Below are 19,888 nucleotides of genomic sequence, written 5' to 3'. Positions count from 1 at the left end.
TTAGGATTTAGCTTTTTTAAAAGTTAAAAATAAACAAGAAAGAAGGAATAAAAAATGAAAAAGATCGTGCGCATTTCAAGCATTTTGTTCGTTGCTACGCCTCTTATGCTTTTAAATAGTCCAAAAGTTGAAGCAGCTCAAGTCGCTTCTATTCAATCCAACGCTGATATTACGTTTGCTCTTGATAATACTGTCACGCCACCTGTCAACCCGACGAACCCTTCTCAGCCTGTGACACCTAATCCTGCTGATCCTCATCAACCTGGTACAGCCGGACCCCTTAGTATTGACTATGTTTCAAATATCCATTTTGGATCAAAACAAATTCAAGCCGGAACAGCAATCTATTCGGCACAACTGGACCAAGTACAAAATAGTACTGGCGATTTAATTAGCGTGCCAAACTATGTTCAAGTAACTGACAAACGTGGTCTAAATCTTGGCTGGAAATTATCAGTTAAACAGAGTGCGCAATTTGCTACAAGTGATTCAACACCCGCTGTTTTGGATAATGCATCCTTGACCTTTTTAGCAGCAACACCCAATTCAACACAGTTACTTTCTTTGGCGCCATTAACGGTCCCAGTAACCTTGGATCCAACTCTGGTGCCGCCACTTCTCCTGTGGCGACTGCCGCTCTTTCAACAGGAATGGGCACTTGGACATTAGCTTTTGGTAGCGGAGCGACCGCTGCTCAAGGCATTCAATTAACTGTTCCTGCGACAACGAAAAAAGTTGCAGCTAAACAATATAAAACAACGCTTACTTGGATTTTGGATGATACACCACTTTAAAAGAAAACAACCAAGGTATTGCATGAAACAACTTCATGCAATACCTTGTTATAAAAAATTGTCAAAAAGGAGTGCACACTATGAATCAGCAGCTTTTTAAATGGCTTCATGCTGTTAGCGTCATCATTTTTTTATTTTTTATTGGCTCTTATTCTGTAGAAGCAAGCGAAATGACTTTTTCTGTAAAAGCCATTTTACCCGACAATCAACGAACCAAAGAAACAAGTTATTTTGATTTACGTGTCGCTCCAAACCAAACACAAAAGCTACAAATCGAACTAACGAATCAAACAGCCAACGACATTACCGTGCTAGCTTCAGCCAATGCAGCGATTACTAATGATAATGGCTTGGCAGATTATTCTCATGCTGAAACAAAAAAAGATCCATCTGCACCTTTTACTTTTAATGAGATTGCGCAATTACCAAAAGAAATCCAACTACCTAAACACTCAACCAAGACTGTTGAATGTCAGCTTATTTTACCGGAAAAACCATTTAATGGGTATGTTTTAGGAGGACTCTACTTTGAACAAAAGTCAGATGAACAACCTGCTCACTCAGAAAACGGCGTGGCCATCAATAATCGTTTTTCTTATGTAGTCGGCGTCTTACTTAGTGAAACAGATGAACCTGTTCAGCCAGAATTATCTTTAAATGAAGTAAAAACCGATCAAGCTAACGGTCGTAACCGCGTATTAATGAATCTCCAAAACAAACAAGCGGCTATGATTAAAAAATTACAAGTCGACGCCTCTTTATATTATGAAAAAGAAGCTAAACCTCGCTACGAAAATCACCAAGAGTCGTTAACAATGGCCCCTAATACAAATTTTAATTATCGGATTGACTTAAAGGAACAACCTTTTGTTCCTGGAAATTATACTGTAAAAATCAAAGTAAACGATGGCTATCAAGACTATTCGTGGGAAAAACACTTAGTCATCCAAGAAAAAGAAGCTAAAAAATACAATGCTACCGCCGTCAACCTCCCACCTGAAAAACACACCAATTTCCCTTGGAAACTGGTGAGTAGCATCACGCTGGTTTTTCTATTCATTTTGGGAAGCACGATTTATTATTTCAAGAAAAAAATACGTGAATCGCAACAATAAAAAAGCACATCGACAATTGTCGATGTGCTTTCATAATCACTTAATTATTTTGTATATTCTTCAACTAATGCAACGACTTCTTCCATCGTGTCGCATTCTTTTAATGCGCGGTCAGCAAGTTCAGCCATTTTAGTTGTGTCTAGACGTTTCATCAAGCTACGTGTTTTAAGGATAGATGTAGCACTCATTGAGAACTCATCTAAGCCCATACCCAATAGTAATGGAACAGCTGTTTGATCGCCCGCCATTTCACCACACATACCAGCCCATTTACCTTCAGCGTGTGCTGCATCAATTACATTTTTAATTAAACGTAAGATTGATGGGTTGTATGGTTGGTATAAGTAAGAAACGCGTTCGTTCATACGGTCTGCCGCCATTGTGTATTGGATTAAGTCGTTGGTTCCAACACTAAAGAAGTCTACTTCTTTGGCAAATTTATCAGCTAATACGGCAGCTGCTGGAATTTCAATCATAATACCTACTTGGATATCGTTTGAAACTTCAACACCTTCGTTGACTAATTTTTGTTTTTCGTCTTCAAAGATTGCTTTCGCTGCTCTAAATTCTTTCAAAGTAGCAACCATTGGGAACATGATACGTAAGTTACCATGAACAGACGCACGTAATAATGCACGCATTTGTGTACGGAACATGCCGTCACCTAGTTCTGATAAGCTAATACGTAATGCACGGTAACCTAAGAATGGGTTCATTTCGTGTGGTAATGTTAGGTAAGGAAGCTCTTTGTCCCCACCAATATCCATTGTACGAACCACAACTGGTTTTCCTTCCATTCCTTCAAGAACTGCTTTATACGCTTGGTATTGGTCCTCTTCAGTTGGAAAGTCAGATGAATCCATGTATAAGAATTCTGTACGATATAAACCAACAGCTTCGCCGCCGTTTTTGTGTACGCCTTCTAAATCTTTTGGTGTACCAATGTTTGCAGCTAACTCAACATGTTTGCCGTCAGCTGTCACTGTTTCTGCATTTTTTAGTTTATCCCATTCTGCTTTTTGATCTGCATAAGCTTTTGCTTCTGCTTCAAATTCAGATTTTTCAGCATCTGTTGGGTCAATAATAACATCCCCAATGATTCCGTTCACTGCTAAAATATCGCCTGCTTTTACTTTGTCAGTAATTTCTTTTGTACCAACGATTGCAGGGATTTCTAACGAACGAGCCATGATTGCTGAGTGAGAAGTACGTCCGCCGATGTCTGTAACAAAGGCTTTAACATACGTACGGTCTAATTGTGCAGTATCACTAGGTGTTAAGTCATGGGCAACCACGATTACTTCTTCGTTAATCATTGAAGGATTTGGAAGAGTCACACCTAATAAATGTGCTAAGATACGTTTGGCAACGTCACGAATATCTGCTGCACGCTCTTGCATGTAAGCATTGTCGTCCATTGCTTCAAACATACCAATATACATATCCGTAACTTCTTTCAAGGCAGCTTCTGCATTGACTTTGTTGTCTTGGATATTTTGTTTGATTTGACCAACCATTTCTGGGTCAGATAAAACCATTAAATGAGCATCGAAAACTTGCGCTTCTGCTTCACCAAGGCTTTGAGCTGCTTTGTCGCGAATTGCTTGCAACTCTTCAGTAGATTTTGCTAAAGCATCGTCTAAGCGAGTTGCTTCTGCATCAGTATCTTCTACGGAAGTTTTGTTGAAAGACAAGTCAGGTTGAACTAGCAGGTAAGCTTTAGCAACAGCAACGCCATCACTTGCGGCAATCCCTTTTAGCATCTCAGACATTATTCAGCCAATCCTTCTTTTTGTAATGTTTCAACGATTGCTGCCATTCCTTCAGCTTCGTCAGCACCATCAACAGTGATTGTTACGTCAGAACCTTGACCAACGCCTAAAGACATAACGCCCATGATTGATTTTAAGTTAACAGATTTACCTTTGTATTCTAAGTTAATATCTGAGTTAAATTTGCTTGCAGTTTGTACTAATAAAGTAGCTGGACGTGCGTGAATTCCTGTTTCTGCTACAATGTGAAATTCTTTCTTTTCCATATAAATCGGTCTCCTTCGTAAATAAAAAATTTTTATGTTAGGGTTTTCCTTTCTTGATACGCTAAAATCAAACGTCTACTCGAAAAAAGACCCTTTCAGTTTCTAAGATTACCATTTTTTTCTATCTTACACAACACTTTTTGCTTAAATTTCGTGATGTTTTGCACTGACTATTCTTCCTCTTTTTGGTAACGATAAATGATTCGTCCATTTAACCCCGCTTCTCCAACAATTTCCGCGCGGTCAGGCAAAGAAATCCAAGCATCACGAAATTGGAAAAATTCATTTTGCTCCACGATTAATTCAGAGATTTCTCCAGCTTTTAATGAAGCAATTTTTTCTACAAAAGGATTTTCAGCCATTGATTTCACCACTCTTTCTCTTAAATATCAACTCTTATAGTTTACTTGAAAATGGCGCAATTGTCTGTAAAAAAAATCGAATCTTTGCCTTTTTTTAAACAAGGTCTTTTACTTGATTCTCTTACAAAAAATGCTATAATAACCTCAAAGGTCAAAAATGGTCAAGTGGTTTTATAGACAGAATTTATTCTTGCTATCTAGTACTTGGCTGGTTTGAGGAAAAATGGTCTGTTTACTAGAAATAATAGAGCAAACAGCTATTTTTCTGGCCTCAGTTATTTTGAAAGGATGTGTTTCATTCAATGATTTGTCAAAATTGTCAACAAAATGAAGCAACAATTCATTTATATGCAAATGTGAATGGTCAAAGAAAACAACTGGACTATTGCCAAAGCTGCTATCAAAAATTAAAAAATCAAGCAAATAATTCCCCTCAAAATATGGGACAAGACCCTTTTGGCTTTGGGAGTTTAGACGATTTATATCGTTCTCTTTCTCGCCAAATGCAACAAGGTAATCCTTATGAACAACAAACACCACCCACTCAATTTGGTGATGGTGGTAATGGAGGTCAACCCCCTCGCGGAGGCGCTGGCGCTGGTCAAGGTTTACTAGGCGAGTATGGGATTAACATCACCGAAGCGGCACGCCAAGGAGATATCGATCCTGTGGTAGGACGTGATCAAGAAATTAAGCGTGTCATTGAAATCTTAAATCGCCGTACAAAAAACAACCCCGTTTTAATCGGTGAACCAGGTGTTGGTAAAACAGCCGTTGTTGAAGGTTTAGCCCAAAAAATTGTCGATGGCGATGTGCCCCAAAAATTATTGGACAAAGAAGTCATTCGTTTAGATGTGGTTTCACTTGTTCAAGGAACTGGTATTCGCGGACAATTTGAAGAACGGATGCAAAAATTGATTGAAGAAATCACTGAAGCTGAAAATGTCATTTTATTTATTGATGAAGTCCATGAAATTGTGGGTGCTGGTGCTGCTGGTGATGGCAATATGGATGCTGGCAATATTTTAAAACCAGCCTTAGCACGTGGTGAATTACAATTAGTCGGTGCCACAACTTTAAATGAGTACCGTATTATTGAAAAAGATGCTGCCTTAGAACGTCGGATGCAACCAGTCCAAGTAGATGAGCCAACCGTTGCCGAAACCATAACGATTTTACATGGTTTGCAAAAACGTTATGAAGATTATCATCATGTTAAATATACAGATGAAGCGATTAACGCAGCAGCAAACTTATCCAATCGTTACATTCAAGATCGCTTTTTACCAGATAAAGCGATTGACTTGTTAGATGAATCTGGTTCAAAAATGAATCTAACTATTCAACTCGTCGATCCAAAAACAATTGATAAAAAATTAGCAGAAGCGGAACAACAAAAACAACAAGCTTCCGCAGAAGAAGATTTTGAAAAAGCGGCTTATTATCGTGATCAAATCAATAAATTACAAGCAATGAAAGAAAAACAAATCAGCGATGAAGAAACACCCGTCATCACTGAAAAAGATATTGAAGCCATTGTGGAACAAAAAACTGGCATTCCTGTCGGTGACTTAAAAGAAAAAGAACAAACCCAATTGAAAAATTTAGCTGTTGACTTAAAAGCTCATGTTGTCGGACAAGATGATGCCGTCGATAAAGTAGCTAAAGCGATTCGTCGCAATCGTGTAGGCCTAGGCAAACAAAACCGCCCAATTGGTTCCTTCTTATTTGTTGGGCCAACAGGCGTTGGTAAAACAGAATTAGCAAAACAATTAGCTTTTGAGCTATTCGGTTCAGAAGATTCGATGGTTCGTTTTGATATGAGTGAGTATATGGAAAAACACAGTGTTTCTAAACTGATTGGTTCTCCTCCAGGCTATGTTGGGTATGACGAAGCTGGACAACTCACAGAAAAAGTCCGTCGTAATCCTTATAGTTTAATTTTATTGGATGAAATTGAAAAAGCGCATCCTGATGTTTTACACATGTTTTTACAAATTCTCGACGATGGTCGTTTAACAGATGCACAAGGTCGTACGGTCAGCTTTAAAGACACCATCATTATCATGACAAGTAATGCTGGAACAGGAGCTGTGGAAGCCAACGTTGGCTTCGGTGCTGCCCGTGAAGGTGTGACTAAATCCGTTTTAGGTCAATTGAACAACTTCTTCACCCCCGAATTCCTTAACCGTTTCGATGGTATTATCGAATTCAAAGCATTAAGCAAAGAAAACCTGATGAACATTGTCAGCTTGATGTTAGAAGAAGTAAATAGCTTATTAGCTAAACAAAAATTACACATTGAGGTTCCAACAGAAGTCAAAGAGAAACTCGTTGATTTAGGTTATGATCCTGCAATGGGCGCTCGTCCTTTACGTCGAACAATTCAAGAACAAATTGAAGACGGCATTGCTGAATACTATCTAGATCATCCTGAAAATCATCAATTAGTCGCAGCGTTAGATAACGAAGGTAAAATTATCGTAACTGGCGCACAAGAAGTGACTAAAACAGAAACTTCAACATCTGACCAAGCAGAATAATCAAAAATCCACACGCATTAATAACAATGCGTGCGGATTTTTTTATGCTTTTCACTTTTTATTTTCATCAAAAAAAACTATAATAGAAGAAAGATATTCGTATACTTGTTCCTCATAGAAAAAATTCAATCTTGAACTCCTGTACATAATTGGAAACGCTCTTTTGCAGCACACAACTATAATGAGGTGATAAAATGAAATTAGTGAATGTGACCAATAGCTACAAACAATTAGTAAATAAACAATTGGAAAACACGGATGCTTACTTTGTAAAAGTCTACTCAGCAGGAAACACGACCGCTGTCTATTCAGAAGCAGCTCACCATGTGGAAGTTCTGATTATGAATAAAAATCGTCGCATTCGTCCGACAGAAGTAAAAGAAATTTTAGCAAAACTGTTAAAACGATTACCTAAAGAGGCTTATGACCCAGATGAAATTTCTATCATTGAGTTAAACCATGTGACCGAAGTGTCTGTTCCATTAAAAGTTTCCCTCATGGAAAACTAAAAAAAACTGCCGAAGTTTCCCCACTTTGGCAGTTTTTTCAATTTATTGTGACGTTATTTTTTTTACAAGACTTTGATAATTTTCCGACCAGGCTTCCTCATTTGTCGGACTGACTAATTTATTTTCCTCGATTGCTTTTTTTCTTAAGTCATCCACTTCTTTTTTGAAATTTTCCCCCGATTTTTGAGCATAATCTTTAGAAAAATATTTTGATTGGCGAGAATAAGCCTTCAGTTTTGCGTCTTTAATCTCTTCTTCTGTATCTGCAAAATATTCATCATAACGAAGATCGGTTATTTTCCCTGAATCTTTTAACGTAATAACAGTTAAACGTCCAGAAAGCCCCTCCCCAAAATCTTCTGTTAGACTTGTATAATGTTCTTTTGAAGGTTCTTTGATTTCCTTGGCTAAAGCCCTAGCAGCAGGAAGATAGCCATTATTAGCGCTATTGGATTGACCTTTGGCTGTCTGGAATGCGCCATCTAGGCGATTTTCAGCAACCATTTGATTTTCTAAAAAAGTCATCGTATTAACAACGGTCACTAACGATTGATCGGTTCGGGCGTTGTTCGCTTGAAAATTTGCATAGCCGGATAAACGTTTTGTCACTCCTGCCCATTCTTCAGAATAATAGTTTTTAGGTCCACGTTCATCAAATTCCACTAACTGAATTTGTTGATCCTTAACAACGACATCAATTAAAGCCGTATAGCCGCCATCAAACACGACTTCATGATGATAATAATCCCCTTGAACTTCCCCGATTTCTGGACGACCTGACCAATACATCTTCTGGGCTTTTTCTTCTGGACTAATTCCTGATTGTCCATTATTAGCTTCTACTGTAGCGCCAGAAACAGCATCAACTTCAAAGGTATGTCCATTACGCTCATAACTCACTTTGGCAGCACTCTCCTTCGGTTGATCATTCGTGTTTGTCTGCTCCTCCTGCTTTACAGAAGTGGCATTAGTGGCTGCCGAGGCACCACTCGTTACTTGGACTGCTTCTGCTTCAGTACTTTCTTTCATTTTTTCAGTTCGTTGATCTGGTTGGCACCCCATTAAAATAATCATTGAACAAAATAACCCGACAACTATCTTTTTAGTTTTCATTTTTCCTCCTTTTAAAACTCATTGAATTACCATTTAATTTTAATATAAGTAGAATGAAAAGTATAGCTAAGAAATCGTTTTTTCTTCATACGGCGATAAACTTAACTGTCCAGATAAATACTCACCTAAATAGATTTCCTGTAATCTTTGGAATCCTTGTTCTTGGATTTGCGTTAATAGCCAGTGCTCATCTTTTTTGATTAACTCTAGGACATCCATGTTGGCTTGACCGTCCACAATAATCGGATAACGAATACTTTCATCGCCATATTCGACGATTGTTAATTGACCATTTTGTTCTAAAACCGCCCGTTTAACAAGCTGGACTTCATAAATACCATTTGCTCGTAATTTAAACATTAGATCATTTGCAGAAATACCATTTTTCAAACATTCCTTCACCACAACCTGTCCATCCTTGATTAAAGTAATGGGTTTACCATCCACAATTTGCTTCACATAGCGATTGTGTTCTTTTGCAAATTTTAAAATTAAGACTAATAATGTCCACAAAATTAACACTAATACAAATTGGAGCACCGTAATTGAATCATTATAAATAACACCACCAATAATGCCCCCCAATACATAGTTTTGCACTTGGTCCATAGCCGATGTGGGCGCCAAATTGCCTTTTCCCATCAAATTAATTTGGACAATTAAACAAATAATACCTAAAGCAAATTTAATAATAATTGGACTATAAAACTGCATTAATTTTCCCTCACTTTACTTTATGATTTCAATCGTTGGTGTTAATAAATACGTTTCTTGTAACGTATAAGACTGCTGATCCGTACTTAAACTCATTTTATAAAAGACTTCGTCAATTTTAACTATGGTTCCGTCAGCCAATTGTGTACCATTGACATAAACTTTTTCTGGAGAAACCTTTTTTTCCTGTGCCACTTGTTCGACAAAATGTACCATTTGTGAAGATTGTGAATGCTGATTTTGGTTCAGTTGATAATTGGAATATTGAACCCCTAAAACAAATAATAATGATAAAAAAATAATAATACTTAATTCACGATATTTCGTTTGAATTTGATGTCGCACATAAAAACTAAACACAATGACTAGCCCGATTAACAAAGCAAAAATAAAAAAATACTTTAAGTAATCATTTAAATTAGATTGGCTTTTTAAATACTCGATGCCATAAAAATTCATGTTCTTGTCCACTCCTTGATAGATTCGTTATAGTAAGTATTCTATCTCAAAAAAAACAATCACGCCTGCTTTAATACCTTATAACAAGAAAAAGCCCAGCGCAATCATCTTGATAATGACTGCGCCGAGCTTCAATCTTCTAAAGATTCAGCTACTGATTGATTACAAATTAATTTTACATCAAACTTTTCAGTTCAACATCTGGATATTTATCCGCAAACCAGCGTTCCGCAAATTGGTTTTCAAATAAGTGAAAGTCCCTTTTTATCAGGCTTCATCATACAATAAATAATCTTAGAAAGCAATCCATTTCTGCTACAAACCAACGCAATGTTCAACCTTTGTTTTTCTCAATACACCTATTACTTCTTAATCAATAATTTTAGTAGGAAAATTGATTAGACAAGTATCACAAAACAAAAGTTGAAAATTATATGTTATTTATTGTGACTTTTCTGTTTTATCAATGGAACCTAATTTTAATCATTTCAATACATTCAGGATAGAAAAAACAACTACAGATATATAAGAAGCTATCGAAAAAATAAAACTCCAGTGTAAGTTTTTATACTTTTTCGTTGCTGTCTTTGCCAGATAATAATTTTGTTCAATCATGACTTCTTCAAAACTACCTTGAGGGATTTCAGATACTTTCATTTTATAAGATTCTGCATCTTTATAGGTAGTTACGTCTTCCCAAAAAACAATTCCGTTGCCATTTCTATAGCTTCTACGTGGAAAAATAACTAAAAATAAAAAAACATAAGCCACAAGTAAAAGTCCAATACTCGCTAATAAAAAAAGATTTTTCGATTTTTCAAATTCGAAAGGCATATTATCTTTAATTTGAGTATATAAAAATCCCATCAATACACCGTTTACAGTTATAAATACTGCTGATTTAGTATCTGCAAACTGTATATAATTGTTTAGATAGTCATTTTGTGAATAAACAAAGTCTTTTTTTTATGATGCCATGTAAATATCACTCCAATTCAGCTTTTTTTAAGTAACTCTTAGATAAATCATTATCATTAACATATAAACTAAAATATTTATTTTTGGTAATATTTCCTTCAGCTTTTATCTTACAAATCATATAATGCAGTCCATTAAAAGCAGTATGTCTCTTACATCGAAAAACAGCATTATCTTCATCCGTGAAAGCTTCCTTTGGGACTACATAGTCTAATTCTTCTTCTTTCGAAGCTTCAATACCAGAGTTTGAAACAGTCCATTCTACACTGTTAATTTTATGTAGCAACGACTGACTAGCTTCAATTTGATAAACTATATCTGTATCTTTTTCTAATGCTTTTTCTGAATAGTAAGGTATCCGCCTTTCGTTTTCTGATAAATAGTAACATTTTATTTGAAAATCTCCCTCATACGATTCAAAATGGGCTATTCTTTCTAAATATTTTGACCAATCAAAATTTTTCATTTTATAATTAAATGAATTGTGTTTCATAATATAATAGTCTTTTTCTTCAGAGCTACCTTTAATGTAGATATCACTGAGCAAATCATCTGGTAATTGCAAGTATGAAAAAACATTTTCTCCAACCATAATACTATTTTCAGAAGCCTTATTTTGGAGCTTAGATGACAAATCAGCATGTAAACTAGTCACAGTAACTTCATTAATATTATCAATGCCATATTTAGACCAAAGAACTTCATCATCATCCCCAAAATCTATACCAATTCTTATTTTTAATGATGATACACCTAAAACATTCTCAAAATATTTTTTCAAAATATTTTGATTCATGTATTGTATCACTGAAGCAGCATTTATAGCTTGAATTATTGCATCACTTTTTAAAAGTTTACTATGTCCAGTAAAAGCAAAAATTGCATCTCCTTGAAGTCGGTGGATATGACCACCAAAATATCTAATAATTTCAATTCCAGTTGAAAGAACAGCATTTTTTATTTTCTGAACAGTCTCTAAATCATATTTAAGTGCCAATCTAGTGGAACCTTTAATATCTAAAAAAATGGAGCAGATATACTGTGTCTTTGGAAGTAAACTTTCATCAATAAAATCTGGATGTGTTCCTATTTTCTCAGAAAATCTATTTGGTGGAAACTTAGCTATAGTAAGTGTTTCATTCTCTGGAACGATTATACTTTGAGAAGAATCCATATATCTACTATGAATTACAGATTTTTCTAATTTATTATCTAGGTTTTCTTTTCGTAAGTTTTTATAAAAAATTCTTTCAATATTATTATAATTATTATACAATTTAATTTTCATCCTTTCAGCTATACGAGCACATAGTTACAATAAAAAGCCTAATAAAGGCTTTTTATTATAAACACTCTAAATTTTAGTCAATTATCTCCAAAGGAGGTAAGCTTTCTACTAAATCCATTTATTGACTATAACATGATTAAACATTCCAACTAAATCTTTTTCTTGATAATACTGTTTGCTAAAGTAGTCACTCCTAGAATAGCTACGCTACCTAAAGCAGTTCCAACTAAATTTCTTTTTTCCTTTAAGCTACGACTATGTTCCATACAAAATAAAGATTTATCTGATGGAACTTCTTTGTTGCAATTTGGATACTTACAAGTCTTAATTTTCGATTCTTTCATTTTCAGTCACGTCTGTCCTTTCATTATTATAAGTTGCTATGAGCACTTCAATTTTTGTAGACAAATCATTAGTTAATTCCTGAATTCTTCCATCATCACCCACGTGAGCATTATCTAATAACCACGCAATAGTTCTTCCGCTTTCGTTTTCTTTCATTAACACTTGTTTAACAAACGAGTGATAGTTTGTCAGTGTTGCAAATAAAGATTGTTTTTCTCCCAAAGCTGTATACGCTATTAGGTTTAGTTGGACTGCAGAATTTAAATATCCTAAAGATGTTTGCAATAAATTATCAATTCTACGTGCATCTTTTGATTTTGTTTTTGAATCAATTAAAAGAGCTGCATCTTCGTGAATAGAAAGCATTAGCTTGCTAATTGTTTCATTAGCAATTTTGATAGAACTAATCAATAGCTCTCTTTTGTTCGATTCATTCTCTGAAGCTAATCCTTCAACAACTAATTGTCTGGATGAAAAAAATCCCGCATATCTATCATTATACTGACCTTTCTCTACCCTTTGTATAATTTGATTTAATCCCTCAATTTGCTCTGAAATTGATGCTAACTGACCTTGGATTGCTGATAACTCTGGTAGAACACCTAACTCTTTTACAATTTTCTTATCAAGAGTAACAAAACTTTTATTTTCCCCACTTAAATTATCCTTAATGACAGCATATGTTTCACCTGTTTTTTTTCTTACGCCAAATGACCATTCTCCAGAATCTATCTTTTCCTTTGCAAAATCAGGTATCCTAGCTACGTATTCTGTTTCTTTCTGATTAGACAAATTTTCAATCAAACTCATTTCTGAAATATTTGAAAATAAACTGTTTTTAATTTTTACCGCTATCGATTTTGAAGCTATTCTTTGCAATGGCAATAATGAATAAGATGTAAAATCATAATTGTATAAATTTTTATCGGTAACATTTACCAATAACGATGCGTCTTTAGGTAAACCAATTTCGAAATCTTTCATAATAACACCTACCTGATAATAAGTTGAATTACAAGCCACTAAGGTATTATTTAACAAGCTCCTTTAAATCTTGTTTCATCTTGGCAACTCTATTTTCATAAAACAATTCAAAATTTTCTATATCTAATTTGATATCTTCATCAATAAATAAAAATGAGTTATTCAAGTGATTGATTTCCATCCATTCTGACAAACTCTTATCTTTCTTCAAAATATTTTTTTCCTTATTTAATAATTGTAAATTTCCAATTTTATTCCAATTATTACCAATCCTCTCAATTTCTTCTTTACTAAAATGGTTTTCCATAAATGTTTTATTTTGAAATTTTGATTTTGGGTGAATATGGTCAATATCGAAATTTTGATTGAAATAATCTAAATCTGGATAGAATAAAGACAATACAAAAAATGCGTCATCAGAACCACATTGTACTTCAAATAAGCCTTCAATTATTGCATCATCAAAAGAATAATTTTTTGTAGGATTGCTTTTAGCACTATTGATTATTTCTTTTAAAGGAAAGACACCAGAGGAAGAGTCATCAATTATTTTACGAATTTCTCGAAGGATACTATCTGATTGCCCACCAAAAATACGTTTCAAAAACACTAATAATAACCATTTTTTCATGAGTTGAGAATTGGCGTTTTGCGTGTTGGAATCTAAGAATCTATTTTTTATAACTTCATCCTCAAGTTTGTTTTCATAGATATAATAAACAATTGGTATAGCAGCATTTTTAGCAGGAAACGTTCTGTTTTCAAAACCCAATCTATAGAACATCTCAAAAGCATTAAGAATTGATTTACGAATCCTTTCCCAATTAGTTTTAATTTTATTAATTACATCTTCATTAAAATTTTTCACTCTACTCTTTATGTCATCTGCATATAAAACTAACATATTTTTCAAAATGAAGTCTATTGTGATAGAAAAATCACCGAACTGGTTAACTTCTCTAATTAATTCCTCAAAATTTTCCCTCGCATCAGACCAATGAACTGTTAAAAAAGACATCAACAAATCTGAAAAAGTAAGTTTCGTCCCGCCATCATTAGTTCGAATAAAAATATCTAATACCTTATCAAGATTTTGTTCATCTTCCAAGTAATAATTTAAAACTTTTTCTTCGTTGATAGTCTCATATAACAGATTTAATATATCTTTGGAGTATTCATTATTTTCTAAACCCACTTTTTCTAAATAAGAACATCGATTTTTTTCATCTGACAAGCCTAAAATACTTCCTACTTCAAACCAATATTTTTCACCTAATTTATTTTCTTTCTCTACTTTATCTCTACGTAAAAATTTGAATTCATATTCTTTATCAATTTTTGTTTCTTGCTTATAGGTATTTTTTATATTTAAGTATAACTTCATTGGAGGAAAATTGTCTTCATTGTCCACCCATCGTTTGTGATTTAATTTAACTGCATAGCTTCCTTTTAGTCCAATATATAAGCTGTTCAACCTCTGTTGTCCATCAATTACTGCAAAAAAATTGTCTGTTCGTCCCATAGAATTATAATATTCATTCATTTCTCCAAAACGTTGTTTATATTTTCTCAAAAAAGAATAAAATCTATAATTATTTTTTATTTCATCTGAAGTAATTTGCCATAACATTAACGAATTTATAGGATACTTTCTCATGATACTATCAAACAATGATTCTATCTGCTCTGGGCTCCATACAAATTTTCTTTGGATAGCAGGTAATAGATAAATATTTTTGTCTATATTTTCAATAGCTTCTTTGATAGTAATTAACGGTTGAAATCCTCTTTCCACCATATCATATCTCCTTGCATAGTTGACTTATTTTTTAATCTGTGAGTGTATTTTTTGAATTATCACAATAATAAAGAACAATATTTTAGAGAATACGGTTCCATAATAAATAACAAGTAAAATTACTCTATTTTATATTCCGTTCTTCTAAATTTTCCAATCATACAATATTATCTCAAACTTATAAGAAAAATCAACTTAAAATAGATATAAAAAACTCGTATAATCCATACTTTTCTTACTATTAACTTAAATTAATATTCACAGAAGCCAGACCACACTTCCTCTCTTCTGAAAATATATTCAAAATCTCCAGAATCGATTGTATGCTGCCTGTATTACATTCTAAGCGTTTCTAAAATATTAAGTATTAATTTTTATCAAGAATAAATTTTAAAACCCCTGAAAAATAACACAGGCTATTTAAATTCCATACTACGTTATTTTTAACACTACATATCTAAACAAAATAAAAATATAACTTTACCTATATATTCTAGATATGAAGATAGTTCTAGTTGATTTCAAAAAAACAAATAATTCAACTAAAGCAACAATGAATTATCACTTTTTCGTTATATAAATATATCTAGAGCGTAAATTTTAGCTATTTTACTGAACCTAAATAGTGCTATTAAGTAAGCAAGATATCTCTTGCCGGCACTAAAAAATAAATACTGATATATCAATTTTTTACAGCCATTTTTATCACACAATTATCGATGTAAATAGTTTTTTTGCGTAAAGATATGCGTGAAAACAGGTAGATTACCTTAGATTTTATTGACTTTTATTATCCTACCATTTTTATCAGTGTTTCTAGAGATAAACTATAAAGATTTTCTTATCTCGCACTTTTTCTTTTTTTAAGTTACTATTATACTAACAAAAAAACAAATAGAGAGTTGGAACATATAATGAATACTCACAAGATGCAATTTGGATGGATTATCGAAGCTCCTAAGTATTTGTCGATACTAACAAATCAAGATGGATTAGTTGCTATTGTTTCTGAATATACTACTTTTGGCGACAATCAATCATTATTAATTACGTTGTCAGAAACATCTGCTAAAGTGGCAGTAACTCCTCATTATATTTCTTCTTTAACGATTTCAACAGATAAAAAGATTAAAATATCTACCTCGCCATTCTATGAACAACAAATAGTTGAAATTGAAAAAATGAATTCTGATGGTCAAATTATAGATTAAAACTTCTCAAATCTTATTGACTATTAAAAATCATATGAAATATCATAACTTATAATACTTACAGTTTACAGAAATTAAAAATTCTAAACTATAATTATCAATTCATATTCTCTCTTCTAAACATTTGTTATATTATTGTTATAGCATAAGTATTTATAAAATATTAAGTTTAAGGAGTAATAGACCATTGAGCAAATTATATTCCAATCACTCTCATCTATCTAAAGTTTTGAAACATAGCGCACTGCCTATACTGATAACTAAAGAATTCGATTTCTTTAGATGCGTTGAATTCAATCAAAATTTTTATGAAAAAACTGCCAGCGAGCTGTTTCATGGCAATCTAAGAGATAGTAACTCATCAAATAGATATTCGCAATTATTTCCAAATCAAAAATTATCTTATTGGTCGGACACACCAGATACTTCCCGTAAAGAAATTTTAAAACATGGTTCTAGTAAAAATATAGTTACATTCTGGGCTTATGATGATTTGACAAGCACTTTTCCAACATTAGAAAATGAAGAACCTCTAATTATTATTGATGGAATACAATTCGGTTTTGAGGATATTTTAGAAAAATGCGACAATAATATTCCATTATCTAGTGAAGATAATATCTTGATAACCAAAATAAATCATGCAAAACCAGATTGTATAGCGTATAAGTCTATGGTAACTGGAACAACTAATTTCTTATTCTTTGAAAAAGTATTTAAAAAGTTAGCTATTAAAGAAGTCAGACTTAAAATGGGGGAATTAAAAAGCAATGATTCAAATAGAATTATATGTGCGGCTACATCTGACTACTTACCTATTTTAGAAAGTTATGGAGAATGTTTCACCCCTATAGCACAAACTAAAATGAATGAAAATTATCTTAAATCCGCAGAGTACAAATCTCGTTCAAAAATTTATAATCACTAACTCTAATATTATAGACACAAAGGTTTAAAATTCATTAAACCCCGTTAGGAAATCCTAACTGGGTTTATTAAATAATTTTGTACTTTAAAGAAACGTTAAATAACTTAATCACCTCAAATTCATCAAAGTACTCGTTTTAATAGACTTCTCTATAAAATCTTCGCTACTTAACGTATAAATATCTAATCCGTTCCGTAATTGCATACTTGCATAAGTATGTCTTAACGTATGACCTGAAAAACGGACACAATCTCTTATATCAATTTGCTTCTTTATTTCTTGCATAATCTGCCAAATACTTTTTTCATTCAATTTTTTACCTAGATTACTGACAATAAAAGGATTTCCTTCTAACAGCCCAAATTTTCTTTTCTTAATTCGTTGATATTTTATTATTTCTTTTTTGAGAATCGGACTGACAGCGACGGCTCTATCCTTATTATTTTTTGATTTTCTAATAATGATTTGATTATTCATAATGTCTTCATCTCGTATCTCGCAAACTTCGCTAATCCTTAACCCACATTCAATCATCAACATCAATATCACAACATTTCTTTGTGCTATATGTTTGTATGGGTGTTTTTTAGCAACTGTCAGCATTTGTTTAATTTCATAATCATTCAAAGGATAGATTACTTTTCTTTGTTCTTTTAATCTTTCAATATCAACAAACGGATTATAGTCAATATATTTTTCAATTAACATATAGTCAAATAACTTCTTTAATCTGCTAACACTTACATTGATTGTCGATGCTTGCATTTCTTTTTCTTGCATATCTATTATCCAGCTTTTTATCTGTTTCTTTTCAATCTGCGACGGTTCAACATTTATTGATTTGAAAAAATTTGCTGTGTTTCTCAATTTTGATTTATAATTTTTGATTGTTATTTTTGAAAAACCTCTCACTGTAATATCCATACAAAATTCTAAAATAATATCCTCCCAGTTCATGAAAAAAAGTCCCTTCTTATCAAATTTTGATAAAAAAGGACTTCTTGCAAACCAACACATTTTAATGGATTTTCCATTAAAATGCGAGCTTCAATCTTCTAAAGATTCAGCTACCGATTGATTACAAATTAATTTTACATCAAACTTTTCAGTTCAACATCTGGATATTTATCCGCAAACCAGCGTTCCGCAAATTGGTTTTCAAATAAGAACAATGGTTGGTCGAAACGGTCCCGTGCCAAAATGTTTCGGCTAGAGCTCATGCGTTCATCTAAATCTTCTGGATTAATCCAGCGGGCAATTTTAGAACCCATTGGCGTCATTACCACTTCAGCATTGTATTCATTGGACATTCGATATTGGAAAACTTCAAACTGCAATTGACCTACGGCGCCAATGATATATTCTTCTGTTAAATATGTTTTGTATAATTGAATGGCTCCTTCTTGAACCAGTTGGTAAATTCCTTTATGGAAAGATTTTTGTTTCATTACGTTTTTGGCAGTCACTTTCATGAATAATTCAGGGGTAAATGACGGCAACTCTTCGTATTGAACATTCATTTTCCCTTCATACAAAGTATCGCCAATTTGGTAATTTCCTGTGTCATACACGCCGATAATATCGCCTGCAACAGCTTCTGTGACGTTTTCGCGGGCATCCGCCATAAATTGCGTCACGTTACTTAATTTGACTTTTTTGCCTGTTCTACCTAAGGTCACGTCCATGCCTCTTTCAAAAACACCTGAACAAATTCGAACAAAGGCAATTCGATCACGATGGGCTGGGTTCATATTCGCTTGAATTTTAAAGACAAAGCCTGAAAATTCTTTTTCATAAGGACTTACTTCGCCACCCTCTTCTGTTTTATGCGCATGTGGCGCAGGCGCAAATTGTAAGAAGGTTTCTAAAAATGTTTGAACCCCAAAGTTTGTCAAAGCAGAACCGAAGAAGACTGGCGTTTGATCACCACGAGCGATTTTTTCCTCGCTAAATTCATCGCCTGCTTCTACCAATAACTCAACATCTTCCAACACTTGTTGATAAACGCTGTTATTGTGCAATGGTAAATCGCTTGGGATATCGCCATCTTTTAAAGGAATAAAACGCTCCCCGCCATTATTTTCTGGACGATATAATTCCACACGTTCATTATAAATATCGTATAGACCTTCTAGGCCTTTTCCCATACCAATTGGCCAGTTCATTGGATAAGATTCAATATCCAATAGTTCTTCCAATTCTTCTAAAAGTTCCAATGGTTCCCGTCCGTCACGGTCCAATTTGTTAATAAAAGTAAAAATTGGAATACCACGTTTTTTAACAACTTGGAAAAGTTTTTTCGTTTGTGCTTCAATCCCTTTGGCACTGTCAATAACCATCACAGCACTATCCACGGCCATTAAGGTCCGATACGTATCCTCTGAGAAATCCTCATGCCCTGGGGTGTCCAAGATATTAATCCGTTTGTCTTGATAGTCAAATTGCATCACAGAACTCGTTACCGAAATTCCCCGTTGTTTTTCAATTTCCATCCAGTCAGATTTGGCAAAGTTCCCTGTTTTTTTCCCTTTGACTGTTCCAGCTTGGCGGATGGCGCCTCCAAATAATAATAATTGTTCAGTAATCGTTGTTTTCCCAGCATCCGGATGGGAAATAATCGCAAACGTACGGCGACTATCGACTGCTTCTTTTTGATTGATCGTCATAAAAATCTCCTTATCACTTGTGATGTTTATTTATTTATTTTCT

The 19,888-nt window shown here is 33.7% G+C and carries 18 protein-coding genes and 1 pseudogene; 6 read left to right on the top strand and 13 right to left on the bottom strand.

The window, feature by feature from the left end; all coding sequences use genetic code 11:
* Positions 1 to 54: 54 nt before the first annotated feature.
* Positions 55 to 794: pseudogene (locus KQI94_RS03770) on the top strand (WxL domain-containing protein).
* 35 nt (positions 795 to 829) lie between these two features.
* Complete coding sequence (locus KQI94_RS03765) at positions 830 to 1,909, top strand: DUF916 and DUF3324 domain-containing protein (RefSeq protein ID WP_002403513.1); 1,080 nt, start codon at positions 830 to 832, stop codon at positions 1,907 to 1,909.
* A 44-nt stretch (positions 1,910 to 1,953) separates the two neighbouring features.
* Here KQI94_RS03765 and ptsP read toward each other — a convergent pair whose 3' ends face one another.
* From ptsP to KQI94_RS03750, 3 genes are all read right to left on the bottom strand, one after another.
* Entirely contained in the window at positions 1,954 to 3,681 is a 1,728-nt protein-coding gene (ptsP, locus tag KQI94_RS03760; protein ID WP_002361251.1) for a phosphoenolpyruvate--protein phosphotransferase, read from the bottom strand.
* Positions 3,681 to 3,947: a phosphocarrier protein HPr gene (locus tag KQI94_RS03755; protein ID WP_002355551.1), complete on the bottom strand. Its 267-nt coding sequence runs from the start codon at positions 3,945 to 3,947 to the stop codon at positions 3,681 to 3,683. Before KQI94_RS03755 ends, ptsP begins: the two co-directional genes overlap by 1 nt.
* A 170-nt stretch (positions 3,948 to 4,117) precedes the next feature.
* Positions 4,118 to 4,309 (bottom strand): hypothetical protein, encoded by a 192-nt coding sequence (locus KQI94_RS03750; protein ID WP_002366170.1) that lies wholly within the window; start codon positions 4,307 to 4,309, stop codon positions 4,118 to 4,120.
* 302 nt (positions 4,310 to 4,611) lie between these two features.
* On the opposite strand from KQI94_RS03750, the gene KQI94_RS03745 reads away from it, so the two are divergent.
* Together KQI94_RS03745 and KQI94_RS03740 are read left to right on the top strand one after the other, a co-directional pair.
* Positions 4,612 to 6,852, top strand: a complete 2,241-nt coding sequence (locus KQI94_RS03745) for an ATP-dependent Clp protease ATP-binding subunit (RefSeq protein ID WP_002384925.1) — start codon at positions 4,612 to 4,614, stop codon at positions 6,850 to 6,852.
* Positions 6,853 to 7,046: 194 nt separating this feature from the next.
* Positions 7,047 to 7,361, top strand: a complete 315-nt coding sequence (locus KQI94_RS03740; protein WP_002355547.1) for a DUF1827 family protein — start codon at positions 7,047 to 7,049, stop codon at positions 7,359 to 7,361.
* A 42-nt stretch (positions 7,362 to 7,403) separates the two neighbouring features.
* On the opposite strand, the gene KQI94_RS03735 is transcribed toward KQI94_RS03740, so the two are convergent.
* The 8 genes from KQI94_RS03735 to KQI94_RS03700 all read right to left on the bottom strand — a co-directional run bounded on the left by KQI94_RS03735 (position 7,404) and on the right by KQI94_RS03700 (position 15,040).
* A complete protein-coding gene (locus KQI94_RS03735; RefSeq protein ID WP_002375935.1) occupies positions 7,404 to 8,474 on the bottom strand; it encodes a hypothetical protein in 1,071 nt (356 codons plus the stop codon).
* Positions 8,475 to 8,540: 66 nt separating this feature from the next.
* Positions 8,541 to 9,188, bottom strand: coding sequence for a DUF421 domain-containing protein (locus tag KQI94_RS03730; protein ID WP_002355545.1), 648 nt, complete (start codon positions 9,186 to 9,188; stop codon positions 8,541 to 8,543).
* Between the two features lie 15 nt (positions 9,189 to 9,203).
* Positions 9,204 to 9,647 (bottom strand): DUF3290 domain-containing protein, encoded by a 444-nt coding sequence (locus tag KQI94_RS03725; protein ID WP_002355544.1) that lies wholly within the window; start codon positions 9,645 to 9,647, stop codon positions 9,204 to 9,206.
* A gap of 483 nt (positions 9,648 to 10,130) precedes the next feature.
* Complete coding sequence (locus KQI94_RS03720) at positions 10,131 to 10,514, bottom strand: Pycsar system effector family protein (RefSeq protein ID WP_014524773.1); 384 nt, start codon at positions 10,512 to 10,514, stop codon at positions 10,131 to 10,133.
* A gap of 118 nt (positions 10,515 to 10,632) precedes the next feature.
* Positions 10,633 to 11,901, bottom strand: coding sequence for an adenylate/guanylate cyclase domain-containing protein (locus KQI94_RS03715; protein ID WP_010774078.1), 1,269 nt, complete (start codon positions 11,899 to 11,901; stop codon positions 10,633 to 10,635).
* A 161-nt stretch (positions 11,902 to 12,062) separates the two neighbouring features.
* On the bottom strand, positions 12,063 to 12,257 hold the full coding sequence (locus tag KQI94_RS03710; RefSeq protein WP_002384921.1) for a hypothetical protein: 195 nt from the start codon (positions 12,255 to 12,257) through the stop codon (positions 12,063 to 12,065).
* Entirely contained in the window at positions 12,238 to 13,242 is a 1,005-nt protein-coding gene (locus tag KQI94_RS03705; RefSeq protein ID WP_010774077.1) for a hypothetical protein, read from the bottom strand. Before KQI94_RS03705 ends, KQI94_RS03710 begins: the two co-directional genes overlap by 20 nt.
* Positions 13,243 to 13,288: 46 nt before the next feature.
* Positions 13,289 to 15,040, bottom strand: coding sequence for a DUF262 domain-containing protein (locus KQI94_RS03700; RefSeq protein WP_002384918.1), 1,752 nt, complete (start codon positions 15,038 to 15,040; stop codon positions 13,289 to 13,291).
* Positions 15,041 to 16,005: 965 nt separating this feature from the next.
* Between KQI94_RS03700 and KQI94_RS03695 the strand changes: the two genes are divergently transcribed.
* Positions 16,006 to 16,251: a hypothetical protein gene (locus KQI94_RS03695; RefSeq protein ID WP_224561195.1), complete on the top strand. Its 246-nt coding sequence runs from the start codon at positions 16,006 to 16,008 to the stop codon at positions 16,249 to 16,251.
* Between the two features lie 187 nt (positions 16,252 to 16,438).
* Positions 16,439 to 17,179 (top strand): hypothetical protein, encoded by a 741-nt coding sequence (locus KQI94_RS03690; RefSeq protein ID WP_002388530.1) that lies wholly within the window; start codon positions 16,439 to 16,441, stop codon positions 17,177 to 17,179.
* 108 nt (positions 17,180 to 17,287) lie between these two features.
* Here the strand turns inward: KQI94_RS03690 and KQI94_RS03685 are convergent, their stop codons facing one another.
* Together KQI94_RS03685 and KQI94_RS03680 are read right to left on the bottom strand one after the other, a co-directional pair.
* On the bottom strand, positions 17,288 to 18,196 hold the full coding sequence (locus KQI94_RS03685; RefSeq protein ID WP_002384915.1) for a tyrosine-type recombinase/integrase: 909 nt from the start codon (positions 18,194 to 18,196) through the stop codon (positions 17,288 to 17,290).
* Between the two features lie 74 nt (positions 18,197 to 18,270).
* The gene (locus KQI94_RS03680; RefSeq protein WP_002355543.1) at positions 18,271 to 19,845 is read right to left on the bottom strand and encodes a peptide chain release factor 3; all 1,575 of its coding nucleotides are present in this window, start codon (positions 19,843 to 19,845) and stop codon (positions 18,271 to 18,273) included.
* Positions 19,846 to 19,888: the final 43 nt, after the last annotated feature.

The organism is Enterococcus sp. S183_ASV_20 (genome assembly GCF_018919685.1).
GTDB lineage: Bacteria > Bacillota > Bacilli > Lactobacillales > Enterococcaceae > Enterococcus > Enterococcus faecalis.
The sequence above is the reverse complement of the archived record's forward strand: the minus strand, read 5'-3'. Positions and strand labels throughout refer to the sequence as shown.